The following is an 18,631-nucleotide window of genomic DNA, read 5'->3' as shown; positions in this document are numbered from 1 at the left end:
CTCTCCATCTCCCGCCGCGGCGCCCGCCCCCGTTATCGATGTGAGTGGATCTTGAACTGGCCGTTAGGATTTCGACCATGGCGGCCACTGGATCCGAGAAGCAGGGGGCGAAGGCGTACTACGTCTCGACCCCCATCTACTACGTCAACGACGCTCCTCACCTGGGCCACGCCTACACGACCGTCGCAGGCGACGTGCTCACGCGCTGGCACCGTCAGCGCGGCGAGAAGGTGTGGTACCTCACCGGCACGGACGAGCACGGTCAGAAGATCATGCGCACGGCCGAGGCGAACGACGTCACGCCTCAGGCCTGGTGCGACAAGCTCGTCGAGGAGGCGTGGAAGCCCCTCTGGGAGCACCTGAACATCGCGAACGACGACTTCATCCGGACGACGGAGAAGCGTCACACCGACCGCGTCCAGGAGTTCGTGCAGGACCTGTACGACAAGGGCGAGATCTACAAGGGCGGGTACGAAGGCCCGTACTGCGTGGGTTGTGAGGAGTACAAGCTCCCCGGCGACCTCATCGAGGCGGAGGACGGCACGAAGCTGTGCCCGATCCACAAGAAGCCGGTGGAGATCCTCAAGGAGGAGAACTACTTCTTCAAGCTGAGCGAGTACGGCCCGAAGCTGCTGGAGTTCTACGAGGCGAACCCGGGCTTCATCCAGCCCGAGTCGGCGCGCAACGAGGTCGTGAACTTCGTCAAGCAGGGCCTGCAGGACCTGTCGATCTCGCGCTCGACGTTCGACTGGGGCATCCCGATCCCGTGGGACGAGAAGCACGTCATCTACGTGTGGGTCGACGCGCTCCTGAACTACGCCACGGCGGTCGGCTACAACGAGAACCCGGAGAAGTTCGCGGACACGTTCCCCGCGAACGTGCACCTGGTCGGCAAGGACATCCTGCGCTTCCACGCGGTGATCTGGCCGGCGATGCTGATGGCACAGGGCCTGCCGGTCCCGGGCCGGGTGGCCGCGAACGGCTGGCTGATGGTCGGCGGCGAGAAGATGTCGAAGTCGAACCTGACCGGCATCAAGCCGCAGGACCTGACCTCGCACTTCGGCGTGGACGCGTACCGCTGGTACTTCCTGCGCGCGATCGCGTTCGGCAGCGACGGCTCGTTCTCCTGGGAGGACTTCACCGCCCGCTACACCTCCGAGCTGGCGAACGACTACGGCAACCTGGCGTCCCGGGTCGCGGCGATGGTCGGCAAGTACTTCGACGGCGCCCTGCCGGCCGCGACGGCCGACGGCGACGCGGAGAAGGCGATCCACGAGGGCCTGGCGAAGGCCGTCGCGACGGCCGACCTGAAGATCGGCGAGGAGCTGGACTTCCAGGGCGGCATCCTGGCGATCTTCGACTTCGTGAAGCAGGTCAACGGCTACATCACGGAGCAGGAGCCGTGGAAGGTCGCGAAGGACGAGTCGGAGGCGGGCCGGGCCCGCCTTGCGACGATCCTCTACACGGCGGCCGAGTCGCTGCGCGCGGTCGCGGTCCTGCTGAACGCGATCATGCCGGAGACCTCCCAGAAGCTCTGGGAGTCCCTCGGCGCCGAGCCCGCCCTGGGCGCCCTGGCGACCCAGCCGGTCCAGTCGGCCGGCGAGTGGGGCAAGCTCCCGGCGGGCGCGACGGTGACGAAGGGCGCGGTGCTCTTCCCGCGCCTGGAGGAGCCGAAGAAGGACTGACCCGAGGAGGGTTCGACCCTCTCCTCGCACGCACACGGCCGTGGCCGCCGCTCCCTCCGGGGGACGGCGGCCATCGTCGTACGCGGACGGACGCGCCGGAACCGAGACGTCCGGGTGGCTGAACAGGACCGGTCGCCATGGCGGTTGACCTACGTTCTAGGGCATGTCCATGCCGCCGCCCCCAGGGCCATCCGCGCACCAGAGCCCCCCGCCCCCGGGGTACCCGCAGCCGAACGCGTACGGGCCCGGCCCCGCACAATCGCCGTACCCGCAGCCGAACGCGTACGGGCCCGGCCCTGGGCAACCGCCGTACTACCCGCCGCAGGGCGCGTGGGGCGCGCCTCCGCCCCCGCCGCCGAAGAAGAACCGGACCGGTCTGACCCTCGGGATCGTCGCCGCGTCCATCGCCGGCGTTCTGGCGCTTTCGTGGATCGGTAACGGGGGCCTCCGCGGCGGCTCGGACTCCGGGACCTATCCCGCCGCGACGCACCGACTCGCCCTCCCGAAGACGCTTCTGGACGGCCGGTACACACTCGCCGACGACCGTTCGGGCCAGGCCGACGCCGGGCTCGACAACGCGAGCGAGGCCGTCATCCGCGACCCGAAGGGCGTGATGGGCCAGTACACGACTGCCGACGAGGGCGGGGCCGGAGTCCTGGTCGTCTCCGGGCTGTACGGGCGGATCAAGGATCCGGACCTGGCCAGGGAGAAGATCCTCAAGGGCGCCCGCGAGGCGGCGGGCACCAGCGTGGTCGTCCCGCCGAAGGACGTCACCCCCTCCGGGGCGAACACGACGGTGACATGCCAGGTCCTGGCCACGGAGCAGTCGGGCGGAGGCCGGGTGACCTACCCCATGTGCGCTTGGGCGGACGACAACACCAACGCGGCCGTCGCCGAGATGACGACGGCGTCCGCGGGCCCGAGCGCGGATTCCGTCGACCTGACGAAGGCGGCCCAGACCACGCTCAAGGTCCGCGAGGAGACGCGCCGCCCGCTCGACTGACCGGGGCCAGCGGACCCGCGGCGGTCGTTCTCGGCCAATGTGATTGCAGTCGGAAAGACGAGTGTGTGACGATCGCACGCGTGTGCGTGACGGGGGAGGAGCACATGAGACTGTCCGATCTGGCTGACACATCGACGGCGACATCAGCAACGGCACCGGCACCAGCGCCGATGGATCCGCCTGCCGCCGGGCTCGAGTTCGCGGTGTTGCTGGGCGAGTTCCGGCGTACGGCGGTACTGGTCCCGATCGATCCGCACGGCGGTCTGTGGACGGCCGAGCAGGGCGGGGTGCGCTGGATCTGCGCGTTCTCGAACGAGGAGTGTCTCGCGCGATTCGCACAGGCACAGGATGACGCCGGCCGCGAGTGGGAGTACCGCACGATCCTCGGCGCCCGGCTGCTGGACGTACTGGTGCCGAAGCTGACCGCCGCGTCGGGTGTACCCGCCGGAGTGGCGCTGGACGCGGGCAGTGACGACGGAGCGTTGTTCCCGCCGGTCGAGGGCGTCGTCCCGGACTCGGCGGTCGTGGACCTCGGGGGTGGGCAGTGAGCGGCAACGAGCCGGATCTCGCGGCGGAGGAAGGCGCGCTCGAACTGATCGCGCAGGGCATCAACAAGGCGCACGGAGAGCTGAAGGACCTGTCGATCGGCCAACAGGCCATCACAGGCCGGGGGTTCTCCACGCTGGCGCTGTCCGGTGTGCAACTCGGGAATCACGGGCTGGCGGAAGAGTTCGGGACGTTCTGCGACCGCTGGGGCTGGGGAGTGCGGGACCTGATGCAGAAGGCGCAGTTGTTCACGGCCGCGTTGGGGGTGTCGGCGGGCGCGTACGGCGAGCAGGAGCGCTACCTCAAGGACACGATCAAGATCACGGTGAATGCCGTCAACGGCAATCCCCATCTGTCCGAGGACGAGGTCAAGCAGAAGAGCTGGAACGAGATCAAGAACCAGAGCCCGACCGACAACGCCGACTACAGCCCCGAGTCGATGCGCCGGGCCCAGGAGAACGTCGAGCAGACCTGGCGGGACACGGCGTACGACGTCGAGGACGGGCTGCTCGACTCGATGGGCAATGCGGGCGTCATCGATGCGCGGCAGCGTGAGGCGATGGACGCACAGCTGCGCGAGGGGCTCGACCCGACGGAAGAGGCTGTGCGTCGGGCGCAGGAGCCGAACGGCGGGGAGCGCTGACGATGCCGGAGTGGGGGGAACTGCTCGACGGCGGCAAGAGGCTGGTCGGCAAGGGCATCGACGGCGCCACGAACCTCATCGGGGACGGCCTGGACTACGTCGGCGCGGAGGGGGCCGCGGACAAGGTCGAGGACTGGGGCGACCGGACCGCGTCCTCGCTCGGGGCGGAGGTCGGCGAGGCGCAGCTCGGTCAGTCCGAGGAGCCGAACGAACTCGTGCACGGCAACGCCGGCGAGGTCACCGCCACGGTGAAGAACCTCCGGGACTTCCAGTCGGCGTTCGACAGCGTCGGCCGTGGCCTGAAGGTGCTGGACTCCGGCCGCTGGAAGGGCGAGGCGGCCGATGCGTTCCAGGAGAAGTACCGGGCCCTGCCGACGGACTGGCTGCATGCGTCCGACGCCTTCGGAGCCGCCGCGGCCGCTCTGGAGGCGTACGGTACGACGATCACCTGGGCGCAGGGCAAGGCACGCGAGGCGATCGCCCTGCACAAGCAGGGAAACGATTCCTCGACGACGGCACAGGCCGCGTACGAGAAGAAGGTCGCCGACTACAAGGCATCGCTCGACGGCGACGATCCCCTGCCCTGCCCGGCCCCGGGCACGGACCCGGGCGACGCCCAGCGGGCCCGGGCGCAGGAGATCCTCACCGACGCCCGGCGCCAGCGGAGCGAGGCGGCCGACACGGCGAAGAAGGCGATCGCGGCCGCGCTGGCCCACGCCCCTGCCGAGCCGTCGGCGGGCGACCAGCTGCTGATGGACGTCACCGACTACTACAAGGGCCAGGGCGCCGAACTGCTGCACCTCACCGGCGGCGCGGTGAAGGGCGTCGTCGGCATCACCAACTTCGTCCGTTCGATCGACCCACGAGACGCGTACAACCGCACGCACCCGGCCGAGTACTACGAGAACGTCAACATGACGCTGGCGGGTCTCGCCTCCACGGCCGCCCACCCCGACCGGGCCCTGAAGAGCGCATGGGAGGCCGCGAAGGGCGACCCGAGCGAGTTCCTCGGCCGGCTGATACCGGAGATCTTCGGCACGAAGGGCCTCGGCGGCGCGAAGACGATCACGCGCGTGTCGGATCTCGCCGACGACGCCAAGGGCAAGGGCACGGGCGAGGGCCGGGCGGGCCACACGGAGGATCCGCACGCCACCGGCCGCGAGGACGCGGAGAAGTGCAAGTGCGGCGATCCGGTCGACATGGCGACGGGCCGGATGGTCCTGCCCCAGACCGACATCGCCCTGCCGGGCTCCTTGCCGTTGGCCCTCACCCGTACCTTCGAGTCCTCCTACCGGGCGGGCCGTTGGTTCGGCCCGACATGGTCGAGCACGCTGGACCAGCGCCTGGAGATCGACGCCGAGGGAGTCGTCCTCCTCTGCGAGGACACCAGCCTGCTCGCCTACCCGCACCCCGCCCCTGGCGTCCCCGTGCTGCCCACGCACGGCATCCGGCGCTGGACGCTGGACCGCGACGGCGACACGTACACGGTCACGGACCCCGGCACGGGCCGCGTCCTGCACTTCACGCTGCACACGGACGACCTCGCCCTCCTCTCCCAGATCGACGACCGCAACGGCAACTGGATCACCTTCGAGTACGACGCCGCCGGCGCTCCCACCTCGGTCGTCCACCACGGCGGCTACCACCTGAAGCTGACGACCGACGGCTCCCGCGTGACCGCCCTGCACCTGGGCGAACAGGAGGTCCTCCGCTACGGCTACACCGGCGGCCACCTGACCTCCGTCACCAACTCCTCCGGGCGGCCCCTGAGCTTCGGCTACGACGAGCACGGCCGGATCACCTCCTGGACCGACACCAACGACTCCCGCTACGACTACGTCTACGACGACCGGCACCGCTGCGTCTCCCAGTCGGGCGCGGACGGTGTCATGGCCTTCCGCTTCACCTGGGCCGACGGTCTGACCACGGTCACGGACGCCCTCGGCCGCACGACCCGGTACGACGTGGACGAGCGTCGGCAGATCGTCGCCGAGACCGACCCGACCGGCGCGGTCACCCGGTACGAACGGGACGCGCGGGGCCGCCTGTTGTCCCGTACGGATCCCATGGGCGCGGTCACGCGCTTCGCGTACGACGAGGAGGGCCGCCTCGTCTCGGCCGTCCGCCCGGACAGGCGGACCACGACGGCCGAGTACAACGCCCTCGGGCTCCCGGTCCGCATGACGCGCACGGACGGCACGACCGTCCGCCAGACGTACGACGAGCGCGGAAACCGCACGTCGGTGACGGAGGCGTCCGGGGCGCGGACGGAGTTCTCGTACGACGACGGAGGCCGGCTGACCGGGATCACCGACCCCGAGGGCCACACGACCCGGCTGGTCCTGGACAGCCACGGCCTCCCCGTCCGGATCACGAATCCACTCGGCGCGACGACCCGGTACGAACGGGACGCCTTCGGCCGCACGGTCGGGACCACGGACCCGCTCGGTGCCGAGACCCGCTTGGAGTGGACGGTCGAGGGCCGGCTGGCGCGGCGCGTCGCGCCGGACGGCTCGGTGGAATCGTGGACGTACGACGGCGAGGGCAACTGCCTGACCCACACGGACGCGCTGGGAGCCACGACCCGCTTCGAGTACGGCGACTTCGACGTGGTGCGGTCCCGTACGGACCCGGACGGAGTCCACTACGCCTTCACCCACGACGCCACGCTTCAGCTGACGCAGGTCACCAACCCCCAGGGCCTGACCTGGGACTACGACTACGACCAGGCCGGCCGACTGCTGTCGGAGACGGACTTCGACGACCGGACGCTGACGTACGCCTATGACGCGGCGGGCCGGCTGACGTCCCGTACGAACGCACTCGGCGAGGCGGTCCGCCTCGAGCACAACGCCCTCGGCCAGACCATCCGCAAGGACGCGGCGGGCGCGGTCACCACATACGAGTACGACATCTTCGACGAACTCGCGGCGGCGACGGGCCCGGACGCGACACTGGTGCGCCTCCGGGACCGCTACGGCCGCCTCAAGTCGGAGACGGTGAACGGCCGGACGCTGACGTACGCGTACGACGGGGTCGGCCGCCGGGTGGGGAGGCGGACGCCGGGCGGTTCGGTGAGCGAGTGGTCGTACGACGCGGCGGGCCGCAGAAGCCGGCTCACCACCTCAGGCCGCACGCTCGACTTCTCCTTCGACGCCATGGGCCGCGAAGTGGCCCGGAACGTCGGTGACTTCACCTCCCTGACGTCGTCCTTCGACGAGCTGGGCCGCCTGACGACGCAAGAGATCACGTCGGGCGGAGACCACCTCCAGCACCGCCGTTACGGCTACCGCCCCGACGGTGGACTGATCTCCGTCACGGACGCGCTGTCGGGGACGCGCCGCTTCGACCTGGACGGGGCGGGCCGTGTCACGGCGGTCCGGGCGGACCGCTGGACGGAGCGCTACGCCTACGACGAGGCGGGCAACCAGACGGAGGCGTCCTGGCCGTCCACCCACCCGTCCCACGAGTCGACGGGCGTGCGGACGTATCAGGGCACCCGCATCACCCAGGCCGGCACGGTCCGCTATGAACACGACGCCCAGGGCCGCACCGTCCTGCGTCAGAAGACCCGCCTCTCCCGGAAGCCGGACACCTGGCGGTACGAGTGGGACGCGGAGGACCGCCTGACCTCGGTGACCACCCCGGACGGCACGGTCTGGCGGTACGCGTACGACCCCCTGGGCCGCCGCATATCCAAGCAGTCCCCTTTCGAGACGATCCACTTCACCTGGGACGGCACGACCCTCTGCGAACAGACGACGGCCGACGTCACCCTGACCTGGGACCACGCGGGCCTGCGCCCGCTGGCCCAGACCGAGCGCCGCACGGACTCCACCGACGAGCGCTTCTTCGCCATCGTCACGGACCTGATCGGCACCCCGACAGAACTCGTCGACGAATCGGGCGCCCTGGCCTGGCACTCCCGCACCACGCTCTGGGGCACGACCACCTGGAACAGATCGGCCTCCGCCTACACCCCGCTCCGCTTCCCGGGCCAGTACTTCGACCCCGAATCGGGCCTCCACTACAACTACTTCCGCTACTACGACCCGGAATCGGCCCGCTACCTCAGCCAGGACCCCCTGGGCCTGGCCCCGGCGGACAACCCGGCGACGTACGTCCACAACCCGCACACGTGGAGCGACCCGCTCGGTCTGGGCCCTTGCCCACCCAAGGGCGAGCACTCCAACCCCTTTCAACACAGAGCTGACGCAGAAAAGGCCGCCTTCGAAGCAGCTGGCGTACCCTACGGCACTGTTCCTGACGCTGAATGGCTCGTGATGGGGGACGTCCAGTATGCACACATGCCTGGTTACCTCTACTCCCCAAACCCCACCCACTGGGGCCGCTTCCGACAATTCGAAACAGACGAGGGTTCTCGGGTTGTCGTGGAGCACACATTCGACCGAGCTGGGCCACACTTCCATGCTGGTATACCGAAACAGGGTGGCGATCAATCAGGTGTGAACTTCGGATGGGACAACTCTCCCGGAGAGGGGCGCAACCGTTACAATGAATCACTAACTCGGTACGGGAAAGTCAATAAACCAGGTGGCGATCACCACTTCTTCTACAAAGAGGGATGGGGGACATGGTAGAAGAATCAGAAGGGGAATCCGAGCTGTTGGAGTCGCTCGCAGCTGTGGGACTCGTAGCAGGCAACGGAAGACTTCCCGATGGAGCACCGGACCCTGCCGAGGCAGTACTTGCCGTGACGGGTTACTACGTCGAGCCGACTGCATCTGTTCCGCATACCGCGTCAGATGCGCGGGATCAGGTGGACATTCGCTGGCACGCAGAGGCCGACAAACTCGAGATCCACGACGCGAACGGAGAGTTCCTGCTGCGCACGTCCAGTCCGGGAAGTGTGCGCCGAGGCTGGCTGCGCGTCAGGGACACCGTCGGAGATCACCTTCCTTCACGCATCACTGCTGCAACCGGGTACCGCGAGTTCATCGCCGTGTCACTGGACGGGCGCGCACTGTGCGCCGTTTCTGTCGAGGACGACGAGGACTGGATCGTCACGCATGTATTCTGAGGCGGCAACGATCCGAGAGTTCAAGCCCGTCCGCGGGACGGGTGGCACGCCCGGCTCGATGCTGCATGACGGCGCGAACGGAACAGCGCTGGAGTGGCGTCAGAAGCTGGAGGCCAGCGGACTGACAGTGCTCGATTGCGAGGTCCCTGACGGCTTTCCCGAGGTCATGTCCGCGATCTATGCGGTCAACGGATTCGAAGTCGAACCAACTGTGGTTGTCAGCGAATCCCTGCCCGACGCCTCCGCACAGTTGGATCGCGAATGGGCGGCCCAGATTGACGCCCATCACCTCATCACAAAAGGCAACGCATTCTATATTCTGGCTCCGGTCGCACGCGGGCACGAAGTCGGCTGGATCCATGTACGGGACCCCATCGGCAGCGATCTTCCGTCCCGAATCCATGCCGGCACCGGCAACACCGAGTTCATGGCGGTATCGGAGGACGGCCGAGTAATGTGCGCAGTCTCCACGGAGGAATCGGAGACGTGGATCGTCGTCCATCGATTCCCGTAGTCGACCGGCGGCCCGGGGTTCTCGATTCTCGAACGCGTCGCGTGAACCCCAGGCGCCCCGTCCACGAGAGGCCCCGGTAGCGCTGAGGCCTGACGAAGCGCCGGTCGGGGCCCGACACCTGGCGCTACAAATGGGACGTGGAGGACCGCCGCCGTCGGTGACGCCACCGGACGGCGCGGCGTGGAAGCAATCCCCCTTCGAGACGGTCCACTTCACGTGGGATGGCACGACCCTCTGCGAACAGACGACCGAAGACGTCACCCTCACCTGGGACCACGCGGGCCTACGGCCCCTGGCCGGAGCGCCGCACGGACTCCACCGACGAGCGCTTCTTCGCCATCGTCACCGACCTCATCGGCACCCCCGCTACCTCAGCCAGGACCCCCTGGGCCTGACCCCGGCCCCGAACCCGGCGACGTACGTCCACAACCCCCACACGTGGTCGGACCCGCTGGGGCTGGGCCCGTGTCCGGGACAGATTCTCGGCGACACGTCGAAACTTGAGGGGTGGATTCCCAACGAAGTGCCAGAAGAGTCCTGGGCTGTTCTGAAAGACATTCGAACGTACGGAGTCGAGGCACAGGGAGCCGGACCCCAACTCATGGGGCCATCAATACCGAAGCCTTTCGAGAACAGCGGCAAGAACGGCGGATACAAGCTGCCCGAGTTTGACAGCACTGGAGAATCAATTCGCTACACAGAGTGGGGAACGGTGCAATCGGCACAGAATCCGAAACCCGGTGGGGAGCGAGTCATCACGGGGTCTGACGGCTCGGCATACTACACTCCGACTCATTATCAGACATATATCGTCATGGAGGCAGGCCGATGAGCGGAGTCGACTGGTGGGGGAACTCTGCCCCTTGGATTCACGTCGTACCGAGCGACGCGACCGTCGCAGCAACGGAGGCTCTGCCGCCGAGTGGGCCCATCTTCGCCGCCAGGATGCAAGGTCGAGAAATGAACGACGCCGACGGCGTCTTCACTCAATTCTACGAGCACCTCCGACTTCCGGACTATTTCGGCTGGAACTGGAATGCCCTCCACGACTGCCTGTCGGACCTCAAGTGGATCACCGCCGGGAAATGCATTCTGATCGTGGACAACGCAGAAAGCATCCTCGTCGAGAGCCCGGGGGAGCGCACCGAATTCTTCCGAGCCCTACTACGGGCTGCTGACCATTGGGCAGGAAAGCCAGACTTGCCGGGGCACGCAAAGAGAACGCTCCACGCACTGTTCTTGTGTCACCCGATGTCGTGCGATGAGTTCAGCCAGGAGATCACTCGAAGTTACAGCGCTCGATAGCGGTCACTTTCAGTAAAGCCTGGTCCGGCGCCGCTGTGCGCTCAGATACGGGCCCCTCCGGGTCAGCGCACCCAGCCCTTGAGCGGCTCGGTGTCCAGTTCCATGTCCACCGGCTCCGGCAGCGTGACCGTCTTACCGAACGGCACCGTCGCCACCATCTCGTAGCGCTCCCCGTCCGGTTGGGAATGGACCTTGACCTCGCACATGGTCCTGTCGATCAGCAGGTACACGGGGATACCGGTCTCGGCGTAGGCACGCGGCTTTTCGACGCGGTCGCGGCGACCGGTGTCCGAGTCGCCGGAGGTGACTTCGACGACCATCAGGACGCCGTCGGCACTCGCCCACTCGCCCTGGCCGACGAACGTGTCACTCGGTGCGAGACAGCCGTCGGGACGGGCGTTGCCTTTCCGGTACCTCTCGACCCTCAGGCCCTGGTCCGGGTAGAGCCACCAGCCCGCGTCGGTCTGGATGCACAGACGTGTGAGCCACTCGATGATCCGCCCGTGGTCGCCGTCCGGCAATGCCTTCTCCCCGATCTTCCCGTTGATGAACTCAAGGCGCAGAGATTCGTCCACGCGTTCGCCAAGACGGGCGAGTTCCTCGAACCCCTCCTGAGTCAGGACGCTCACGGCAGACTCCTCCTGGATCGGTGGTGCCTTCCACGGTACGTGTTCACCTACGGCCCCGGCCCGGTTCGTCGCAGTCGCCATGACAGCGACCCTGGCATATGCCAGAGGCGTGGATCGAAGGATTGCGACCCGTTCACCCCTGTGGGTGACACAGCCCGCTCACAGCCCAGCTCGGGGAAACGCCCAGGTCCGGGGCCTAGCCTGCCGCGCATGACTGTGAGCCGTAAGGACGAGGAGCTGGCCCGGGTCGCTGTGGAAGGGCTGCTGGGTGGGGTCCGGCTGCCGGGCAGTGGGGAGGGGGATCCCGGGGCGCTGCGGTGGGCCGCCGAGGCGTTGGGGCCCGGGTTCGCCGCGATGGCGGCGGTCGCGCGGCGGGGCGGGGAGCCCAGTCGTGGGCTGCGCGAGGAGCTCGGGGCGATCGGGCGGGGCGCGGAGCGGGACATGCGGCGGGCCGATGGGGGCCGCGCTCTGCATCACGGGGCCGTGTGGCCGCTCGGGCTGCTGGTGGCGGGGGCTGCCCTCGCGCCGGGTGGAGGCGTGGAGGAGATCACCGGGCTCGCGCGGGCGATCGCGGCGCACCCGGACCGGCGGGCTCCCCGCACGCCCTCGCCCGGGTCCGCCGTCTCCGTCCGGTACGGGGCCGCGGGCGCGAGGGGCGAGGCGCGGGCCGGATTTCCGCACGTACGGCGGGCGTTGGCCGCCCTTGACGCCGCGCGGCGAGACGGTGACCGGGAGCCCGCGGCCCACCTCAAGGCTCTGCTCACCGTCATGACGACGCTCCAGGACACCGGCCTGCTCCACGCCGCCGGCCCGCACGGTCTGCGGGAGGTGCAGGACGGGGCCCGCGAGGTCGTCGAGGGGCGGCTCGCCCTCGACGACCTCGACCGGCGGCTGCGGGAGCGTGGCCTCCGGCCGAGGGGCAGCGGCCATCTGCTGGCCGCTGCCCTGTTCCTGGACCGGCTCCGTGGTTAGGAGGACGTGCCCGTGTGGGTCTCGTCCGGGTCGACGCCCATCGTCAGCGTGGCGACCACACCCTTCGCGATCTTCCCCTTCGGGTACTTGAGGGTGAGCAGCCCGCCCTCGGCCCCGTTGCCCGGGTAGATCGTGTCCGCGTCGAGCGTCGTGCGTTCCGTCGTGCTGGTGGAGTACGGGGCGACCTTCGCGGAGTCCAGGACGGCGGACTCCGCGAAGAACAGCTGGCCGGTGTGGCAGGTGTGCCCGCTCTCGTAGCCGGACTCGGTCATCTTGCCGCCCACGTGCACCTTGGTGTGGATGTGGACGCAACGGCCCCGGTACCAGCCGGGGAAGACCGTCTTGAACTCCACGTACCCGTGTTTGTCGGTGAGTTGGGTGCCGCGCAGGTATCGCTTGTCGTCCGTGGGCTCCTCGTGGCCGCCGCCTCCGCCGCCGCCCGGCCCTCCGGTGGGAGGCGTCCCGGTCGGCGTCCCGGTCGGCGTTCCGCTCGGCATGTCCGTCGGCATGTCCGTGGGAGGGATACCCGTCGGCGGCGTGCCGCCTCCGCCTCCGCCTCCGCCGCCCGTGCTCAGGCTCTCGTACCCCGAGTAGATGCCCAGCGCGTCGCAGTGCCAGATGTCGACCGCGGCGCTCCGCAGCGGCTTGCAGGTGTCGGCATCGATCACCTTCAGGCGCACGGTCAGCGGGATGCCCTCCCGGTCCTCGGTGATGTCCTTCCGGATCTTGTCCGCGTCGATGTAGTACGGGCCCTCAGTGGTCTCCGACGTGAGGCGGTAGCACGCCTCGCCCGACGTGCCTGCGGACGTACCGCCCGACGCCGTGCCCTTGCCCGACGAGCCGGCCGACGCCGTCGCGACCGCGCCCGCGCCGATCCCGGCCGCGACCACCACACCGCCGCCCGCGACCAGCGCCCGACGGCGCGTCATGGTCCTCTTGTGCTTCGCGTTCTCGCTCATGGGCGAGGACCCTAGGAAGCCCCGCTGTCAGGGACATGGGCGGCAGCTGTGAGTTCCTGTGTGCGCGTACGCGGAAGGGCCCGGAACCGTCGTACGGTTCCGGGCCCTTCCGTCGCACTTACCGCGAGGCGTCCGGGTGGACGGCCTCCGTGATCGGGCGGCCGTCGGTCGGCTTCTCCACGGCCTTCTCCACCGGCTTGCGCAGCTGGATGTTCAGCTCGCGCAGGCGCGCCTCGTCCAGCTCCGTCGGGGCGCCCATCAGCAGGTCCTGGGCGTTGCCGTTGAGCGGGAAGGCGATCGTCTCGCGGATGTTCGGCTCGTCGGCCAGGAGCATCACGATGCGGTCCACGCCCGGGGCGATGCCGCCGTGCGGCGGGGCGCCGAACTCGAAGGCGCGGAGCATGCCCGCGAACTCGTGCTCGACCGTCTCGCGCGAGTAGCCCGCGATCTCGAAGGCCTTGAACATGATCTCGGGCTCGTGGTTCCGGATCGCGCCCGAGGACAGCTCGATGCCGTTGCAGACGATGTCGTACTGCCAGCCGAGGACGTCCAGCGGGTCCTGGGTCTCCAGGGCCTCAAGACCGCCCTGCGGCATGGAGAACGGGTTGTGCGAGAAATCGATCTTGCCGGTCTCCTCGTCCCGCTCGTACATCGGGAAGTCCACGATCCAGGCGAACCGGAAGACGTTCTCCTCGAACTGGCCGGCGCGCTTCGCGGCCTCGACCCGGACCGGGCCCATGATCTTGGAGACCTCGTCGAACTCGCCCGCGCCGAAGAAGATCGCGTGGCCCGGCTCCAGGCCGAGGCGCTCGGTGAGGACCTTGACGTTCTCCTCGGTGAGGAACTTGGCGATCGGGCCGGTCAGCGCGTTGCCTTCGCCGACGCGGACCCAGGCCAGGCCCTTCGCGCCCAGGGAGACCGCGAAGTCACCCAGCGAGTCGAAGAACTTGCGCGGCTGGTCGCCCGTGTTCGGGACGGCCAGGGCACGCACGTGCTTGCCGGCGAAGGCCTTGAACTCGGAGTTCTCGAAGACGTCCGAGATGTCGACGAGCTCGAGGGCGGTGCGCAGGTCCGGCTTGTCGTTGCCGTACTTGAGCATCGACTCGCGGAACGGGATCCGCGGGAACGGGGACGTGACGTGACGCCCGCCGCCGAACTCCTCGAAGATCTCGGTCATGAGCTTCTCGATCGGCTGGAAGACGTCCTCCTGCTCGACGAAGCTCATCTCCACGTCGAGCTGGTAGAACTCGCCCGGCGAACGGTCCGCGCGGGCGTCCTCGTCCCGGAAGCACGGCGCGATCTGGAAGTAGCGGTCGAAGCCGGAGATCATCAGCAGCTGCTTGAACTGCTGCGGCGCCTGCGGCAGCGCGTAGAACTTGCCCGGGTTCAGGCGGGACGGGACGACGAAGTCGCGGGCGCCCTCGGGGGAGGTCGCGGCGAGGATCGGGGTCGCCATCTCGTTGAAGCCGAGGGCCACCATCTTCGAGCGGATGGAGGCGATGACGGCCGAGCGCAGCATGATGTTGCGGTGCATGCGCTCGCGGCGCAGGTCGAGGAAGCGGTACTCGAGGCGCCGCTCCTCGTTCACGCCGTCGTCGGTGTTGACGGTGAACGGGATCTGCTTGGCCGCGCCCAGGACCTCGACCTCGGCGGCCTCGATCTCGATCTCGCCGGTGGGGAGCTCCGGGTTGACGTTCTCCGCGCCACGCGAGACGACCTTGCCGTCGACGCGGACGACGGTCTCCTTCGTCAGCTTGTCGAGCACCTCGGCGGCGGCGGTGCCGGGCCGGGCGACGAGCTGCGTGATCCCGTAGTGGTCGCGCAGATCGATGAAGAGGATGCCGCCCAGGTCGCGCCGATTGTGCAGCCAGCCGCTCAGCCGGACGTCGGTGCCGACGTCAGAGGCGCGGAGCTCGCCGCAGGTGTGGGACCTGTACCGATGCATCGTCGTTCATCCAGTCTTCGGAAATCGGTGGGGAGCCTAGATATATCTAAGCCCGTCAAGGGTACCGGGCGACCCAAGATCCCTTTTCGAATACTCTCAGTGGCGACCTGGAGTCCGATATTCATAAAGTGGGGCAATGCGCACCGAGGACGTCCTGGCCGCGATCGCGACCGGCCTGTGGCGCTGGGACAACGCTTCCGGGATCGTCACGCTCGACGCCGAGGCGGCCCGGCTCCTCGGGCTGCCCGCCGAACCGGCCCAGCTCACCGAAGCTGCCGTACGCTCCCGGTTTCATCCCGTCGACTGGAACGAGATCGACGGGGTCGTCAACCTCGCCGTGGCCGAGGGGACCCTCGCGGAGGCCCGGCTGCGGATCATGGACGGCCACGGACGGGTGATCCGTACCGTACGGAGCAGGTCCAAGCCGCTCATCGAGGGCGACGACTACCAACTCGTCGGCACCCTCCAGGAGGTCGCCGAACCTCAGCCCGGCACCGCCGCCCGTACGCCCGTCACCGGCGACTGGCGCCGCTCGCGCGAGGCATTCCTGCTCGACGCGGGCCGGGCGCTCGCCGAGGCCCGGTCGACCGCCGAAGTGCTGCGGGTCGCCGCCTCGCTCTCCATGCCGGGCTTCTCGCCCGACGGGCTCGCCGTCTTCGGGGTCGCGGGCGAGCGGCTGACGATCATCGGCCACCACGGGCACAGCGCGGGCGACGAGGGCCCCTTCACCTCGATGTCGGTGGACACCGACTATCCGGCGGCCGAGGTCGTACGGACCGGGCGGGCGATCTACCTGCCGACGCCGGAGGAGTACCTGCGGCGCTTCCCGGTGACCTGGCCGCTCGCGCAGCGCTTCGGCCGGCAGTCCTGGGCCTACCTGCCGCTCATCGTCGCGGGGCGCACCATGGGCGCCTGGATGGCCGCGTTCAAGCACCCGGTCGCGTTCACCCCCGACGAGCGGTCCGTCCTCACCACGGTCGCCCGGATGCTCGCCCAGGCCCTCGCCCGGGCGGGTGTCGCGGAGTCCGAGCGCGAGTTGTCGCTCGGCCTGCAGCGCACGATGATGCCGGTGCTCGGGCCCGGGATCCCGGGCCTGCACGTCGCCGCGCGGTACGTCCCCACCGGCGGCGGGCTCCAGGTCGGCGGCGACTGGTACGACATGATCCCGGTGCCTGGGGGTACCTCCCGTGCCGGAGGCCACGGGGGAGGACGCATCGCGCTCGTCATCGGCGACGTCCAGGGCCACGACGTCCGCGCCGCCGGGCTGATGGGCCAGCTCCGGATCGCCCTGCGCGCGTACGCCTCCGAGGGCCACCGGCCGGACGCCGTCCTCTCCCGCGCCTCGCGCTTCCTGTACGGGATCACCAACGGGGACACGCCCGGGGACGCCACGGGGACCACCGGGACCGACGGGTCCCTCCGGGGCGCCGGGGTCGGCGTGTCCGGCGTGTCCGGCCCGGACCTGGTGACCGGCCCCGACGGGGCGGCTCACGACGGGGCGGCTCACGACGGGGCGGCTCACGACGGCGGGCCGCGCTTCGCGACCTGCCTCTACCTGGAGATCGACCCGGTCACCGGCGTCGTGGACATCGCCCGGGCCGGGCACCCCGACCCGGCGGTGCGCATGACCGACGGAACGGTTCTCCTGCGTCCGACCGCGGGCGGGCTCCCGCTCGGCATCGACCCGGACACCGACTACCCCACCACCCGGTTCACGCTGGAGCCCGGCGAGACCCTGATGATGTGCACGGACGGGCTCCTGGAGACCGGCGGCCACGACCTGGACAGCGGCTGGGAACGCATCCGCGCGCTGCTCGAAGGGCACGACGGCGACTCCCTGGAGGACCTGGCCGACAGCCTCGTCGAGGCCGTCCACGGGCCCGGCTCCCACCACACCACCGGGCCGCTCGCCGACCGGCGCGAGGACGACATCGCCGTCCTGCTCCTCTCCCGCCAGGGCCCGGCGGTGCGCCAGGCGCCGCGCCGCACGATGATGACCGTCGCCCAGGCGGAGCCGGAGCGGATCGCAGCGGCCCGCCAGCACCTGCGCCAGCTGCTGCACGACTGGACCGACGAGGACCAGGTCGACTCGGCGGTCCTGATGATCTCCGAGATGGTCACCAACGTCCTCATCCACACGGACGGGGACGCCCTCATCGTCGCGGAGGTGACCTGCGACGACGAAGCCCGCCGGCTGCGGGTGGAGGTCTCCGACGCGAGCGACGAGCTGCCGCACAAGCGGCATCCGGGCGAGATGGCCTCGTCGGGGCGCGGCCTGGTGCTGATGGAGATGCTGGCGCACGCGTGGGGCGTGGACCCGCGGGGAGAGGGCAAGTCGATCTGGTTCGAGCTGAACGAGCCGCCGTCGGGGAAGGGCTGCTGCGCGTAGTCGCCCGACGGGGGCGACACGTGGCGCCCTGCGGCCCTGGTCTCACGCCGCGTGAGACGCGTACGACAGCGGGTGCCACGGCGCGCCGGGCGTACGGCAGCGGATCCCACGGCGGGCGGGGTGTGCGGCAGCAGGGGAGACTGGTGTCGTACGGCCGCCTGGGGGGACCACGGAGCATGCCATGGACACCCACAAGGTCGGCAGCGACACCACCGTCCTGGCCGACAGCCTCGAAGTGCCAGGAATCGGCCACCTGCCCGTCAACGCCTACGTCCTCACCGCCAAGGAGCCGGTCGTCGTCGACACCGGACTCTCCATCTCCGACCGCGACTTCGTCGCGGCGCTCGGCTCGGTCATCGACCCCGCCGACGTCCGCTGGATCTGGCTCACCCACCCCGACCGTGACCACACGGGCGGCATCTTCGACCTGCTCGTGGCCGCGCCCCGGGCGCGCGTCGTGACGACGTACATCGGCGCGGGGATCATGACCACCGAGCGCCCCCTGCCGATGGATCGCCTCTACTTCCTCAACCCCGGCCAGTCCCTCGACGTCGGCGACCGCATGCTGCGCGCCTTCAGGCCGCCGCTCTTCGACAACCCGGCCACCGTCGGCTTCTACGACGAGAAGACCCGGATCTGCTTCAGCTCCGACTGCTTCGGCGGGCCGATGCCGACCGCGGAGCTCGCGGAGAGCGGGCACGCGAACGACCTCAAGCCCGAGGAGCTGCGGGAGGCGCAGCTGCTGTGGGCGACCCTGGACAGCCCGTGGGTGCACATCGTGGACCCGGAGAAGTACCGGGCGACGATCGCGCCCCTGCAGGAGATGAACCCGGAGATCGTGCTCAGCACACACCTGCCGCCCGCCGTCCGGATGACCGCCCTGATGATCGACACGATCACGATGGCCCCGGACGCGGACCCGTTCGTGGGCCCGGACCAGGCGGCGCTCGAGCAGATGCTGGCGTCCTTCGAGCCGGGCGGCATGCCGGCGGCGACCTGA

Annotated in this window: 14 protein-coding genes; 11 read left to right on the top strand and 3 right to left on the bottom strand. The window is 69.3% G+C overall.

The annotated features are described in order from the left end of the window. Positions 1 to 77 precede the first annotated feature (77 nt). The 8 genes from metG to ACFV9D_RS18735 all read left to right on the top strand — a co-directional run bounded on the left by metG (position 78) and on the right by ACFV9D_RS18735 (position 10,737). On the top strand, positions 78 to 1,685 hold the full coding sequence (gene metG / locus ACFV9D_RS18770; RefSeq protein ID WP_385146898.1) for a methionine--tRNA ligase: 1,608 nt from the start codon (positions 78 to 80) through the stop codon (positions 1,683 to 1,685). 163 nt (positions 1,686 to 1,848) lie between these two features. Continuing rightward, a complete protein-coding gene (locus ACFV9D_RS18765) occupies positions 1,849 to 2,688 on the top strand; it encodes a hypothetical protein (protein WP_385146895.1) in 840 nt (279 codons plus the stop codon). Between the two features lie 104 nt (positions 2,689 to 2,792). Further along, positions 2,793 to 3,236 carry an SseB family protein gene (locus tag ACFV9D_RS18760; RefSeq protein WP_385146892.1) on the top strand — a complete coding sequence of 148 codons (444 nt, stop codon included), beginning with the start codon at positions 2,793 to 2,795 and terminating at the stop codon, positions 3,234 to 3,236. Next, entirely contained in the window at positions 3,233 to 3,877 is a 645-nt protein-coding gene (locus ACFV9D_RS18755) for a hypothetical protein (RefSeq protein ID WP_385146889.1), read from the top strand. Before ACFV9D_RS18760 ends, ACFV9D_RS18755 begins: the two co-directional genes overlap by 4 nt. 2 nt (positions 3,878 to 3,879) lie before the next feature. Further along, positions 3,880 to 8,478 carry a putative T7SS-secreted protein gene (locus ACFV9D_RS18750; protein WP_385146886.1) on the top strand — a complete coding sequence of 1,533 codons (4,599 nt, stop codon included), beginning with the start codon at positions 3,880 to 3,882 and terminating at the stop codon, positions 8,476 to 8,478. 113 nt (positions 8,479 to 8,591) lie between these two features. Continuing rightward, the gene (locus ACFV9D_RS18745) at positions 8,592 to 8,918 is read left to right on the top strand and encodes a hypothetical protein (protein WP_385146883.1); all 327 of its coding nucleotides are present in this window, start codon (positions 8,592 to 8,594) and stop codon (positions 8,916 to 8,918) included. Continuing rightward, positions 8,908 to 9,432, top strand: coding sequence for a hypothetical protein (locus tag ACFV9D_RS18740; protein WP_385146880.1), 525 nt, complete (start codon positions 8,908 to 8,910; stop codon positions 9,430 to 9,432). The genes ACFV9D_RS18745 and ACFV9D_RS18740 overlap by 11 nt, the downstream gene beginning before the upstream one ends. 960 nt (positions 9,433 to 10,392) lie before the next feature. Further along, a complete protein-coding gene (locus tag ACFV9D_RS18735) occupies positions 10,393 to 10,737 on the top strand; it encodes a barstar family protein (RefSeq protein WP_385146877.1) in 345 nt (114 codons plus the stop codon). Positions 10,738 to 10,799: 62 nt separating this feature from the next. Here the strand turns inward: ACFV9D_RS18735 and ACFV9D_RS18730 are convergent, their stop codons facing one another. Continuing rightward, positions 10,800 to 11,366, bottom strand: coding sequence for a Uma2 family endonuclease (locus ACFV9D_RS18730; protein ID WP_385146874.1), 567 nt, complete (start codon positions 11,364 to 11,366; stop codon positions 10,800 to 10,802). Between the two features lie 210 nt (positions 11,367 to 11,576). Between ACFV9D_RS18730 and ACFV9D_RS18725 the strand changes: the two genes are divergently transcribed. Continuing rightward, positions 11,577 to 12,338 carry a triphosphoribosyl-dephospho-CoA synthase gene (locus ACFV9D_RS18725; protein WP_385146871.1) on the top strand — a complete coding sequence of 254 codons (762 nt, stop codon included), beginning with the start codon at positions 11,577 to 11,579 and terminating at the stop codon, positions 12,336 to 12,338. Here the strand turns inward: ACFV9D_RS18725 and ACFV9D_RS18720 are convergent. Then, positions 12,335 to 13,297 carry an intradiol ring-cleavage dioxygenase gene (locus ACFV9D_RS18720; protein WP_385146868.1) on the bottom strand — a complete coding sequence of 321 codons (963 nt, stop codon included), beginning with the start codon at positions 13,295 to 13,297 and terminating at the stop codon, positions 12,335 to 12,337. The genes ACFV9D_RS18725 and ACFV9D_RS18720 overlap by 4 nt on opposite strands. A gap of 118 nt (positions 13,298 to 13,415) precedes the next feature. Next, positions 13,416 to 15,242 (bottom strand): aspartate--tRNA ligase, encoded by a 1,827-nt coding sequence (gene aspS / locus ACFV9D_RS18715; RefSeq protein ID WP_385146865.1) that lies wholly within the window; start codon positions 15,240 to 15,242, stop codon positions 13,416 to 13,418. A 136-nt stretch (positions 15,243 to 15,378) separates the two neighbouring features. Between aspS and ACFV9D_RS18710 the strand changes: the two genes are divergently transcribed. Both ACFV9D_RS18710 and ACFV9D_RS18705 read left to right on the top strand, forming a co-directional pair. Continuing rightward, a complete protein-coding gene (locus tag ACFV9D_RS18710; protein WP_385146862.1) occupies positions 15,379 to 17,631 on the top strand; it encodes a SpoIIE family protein phosphatase in 2,253 nt (750 codons plus the stop codon). A 181-nt stretch (positions 17,632 to 17,812) separates the two neighbouring features. Further along, a complete protein-coding gene (locus ACFV9D_RS18705) occupies positions 17,813 to 18,631 on the top strand; it encodes an MBL fold metallo-hydrolase (protein WP_385146859.1) in 819 nt (272 codons plus the stop codon).

Source organism: Streptomyces sp. NPDC059875 (genome assembly GCF_042731085.1).
Taxonomy (GTDB): domain Bacteria; phylum Actinomycetota; class Actinomycetes; order Streptomycetales; family Streptomycetaceae; genus Streptomyces.
The sequence above is the reverse complement of the archived record's forward strand: the minus strand, read 5'-3'. Positions and strand labels throughout refer to the sequence as shown.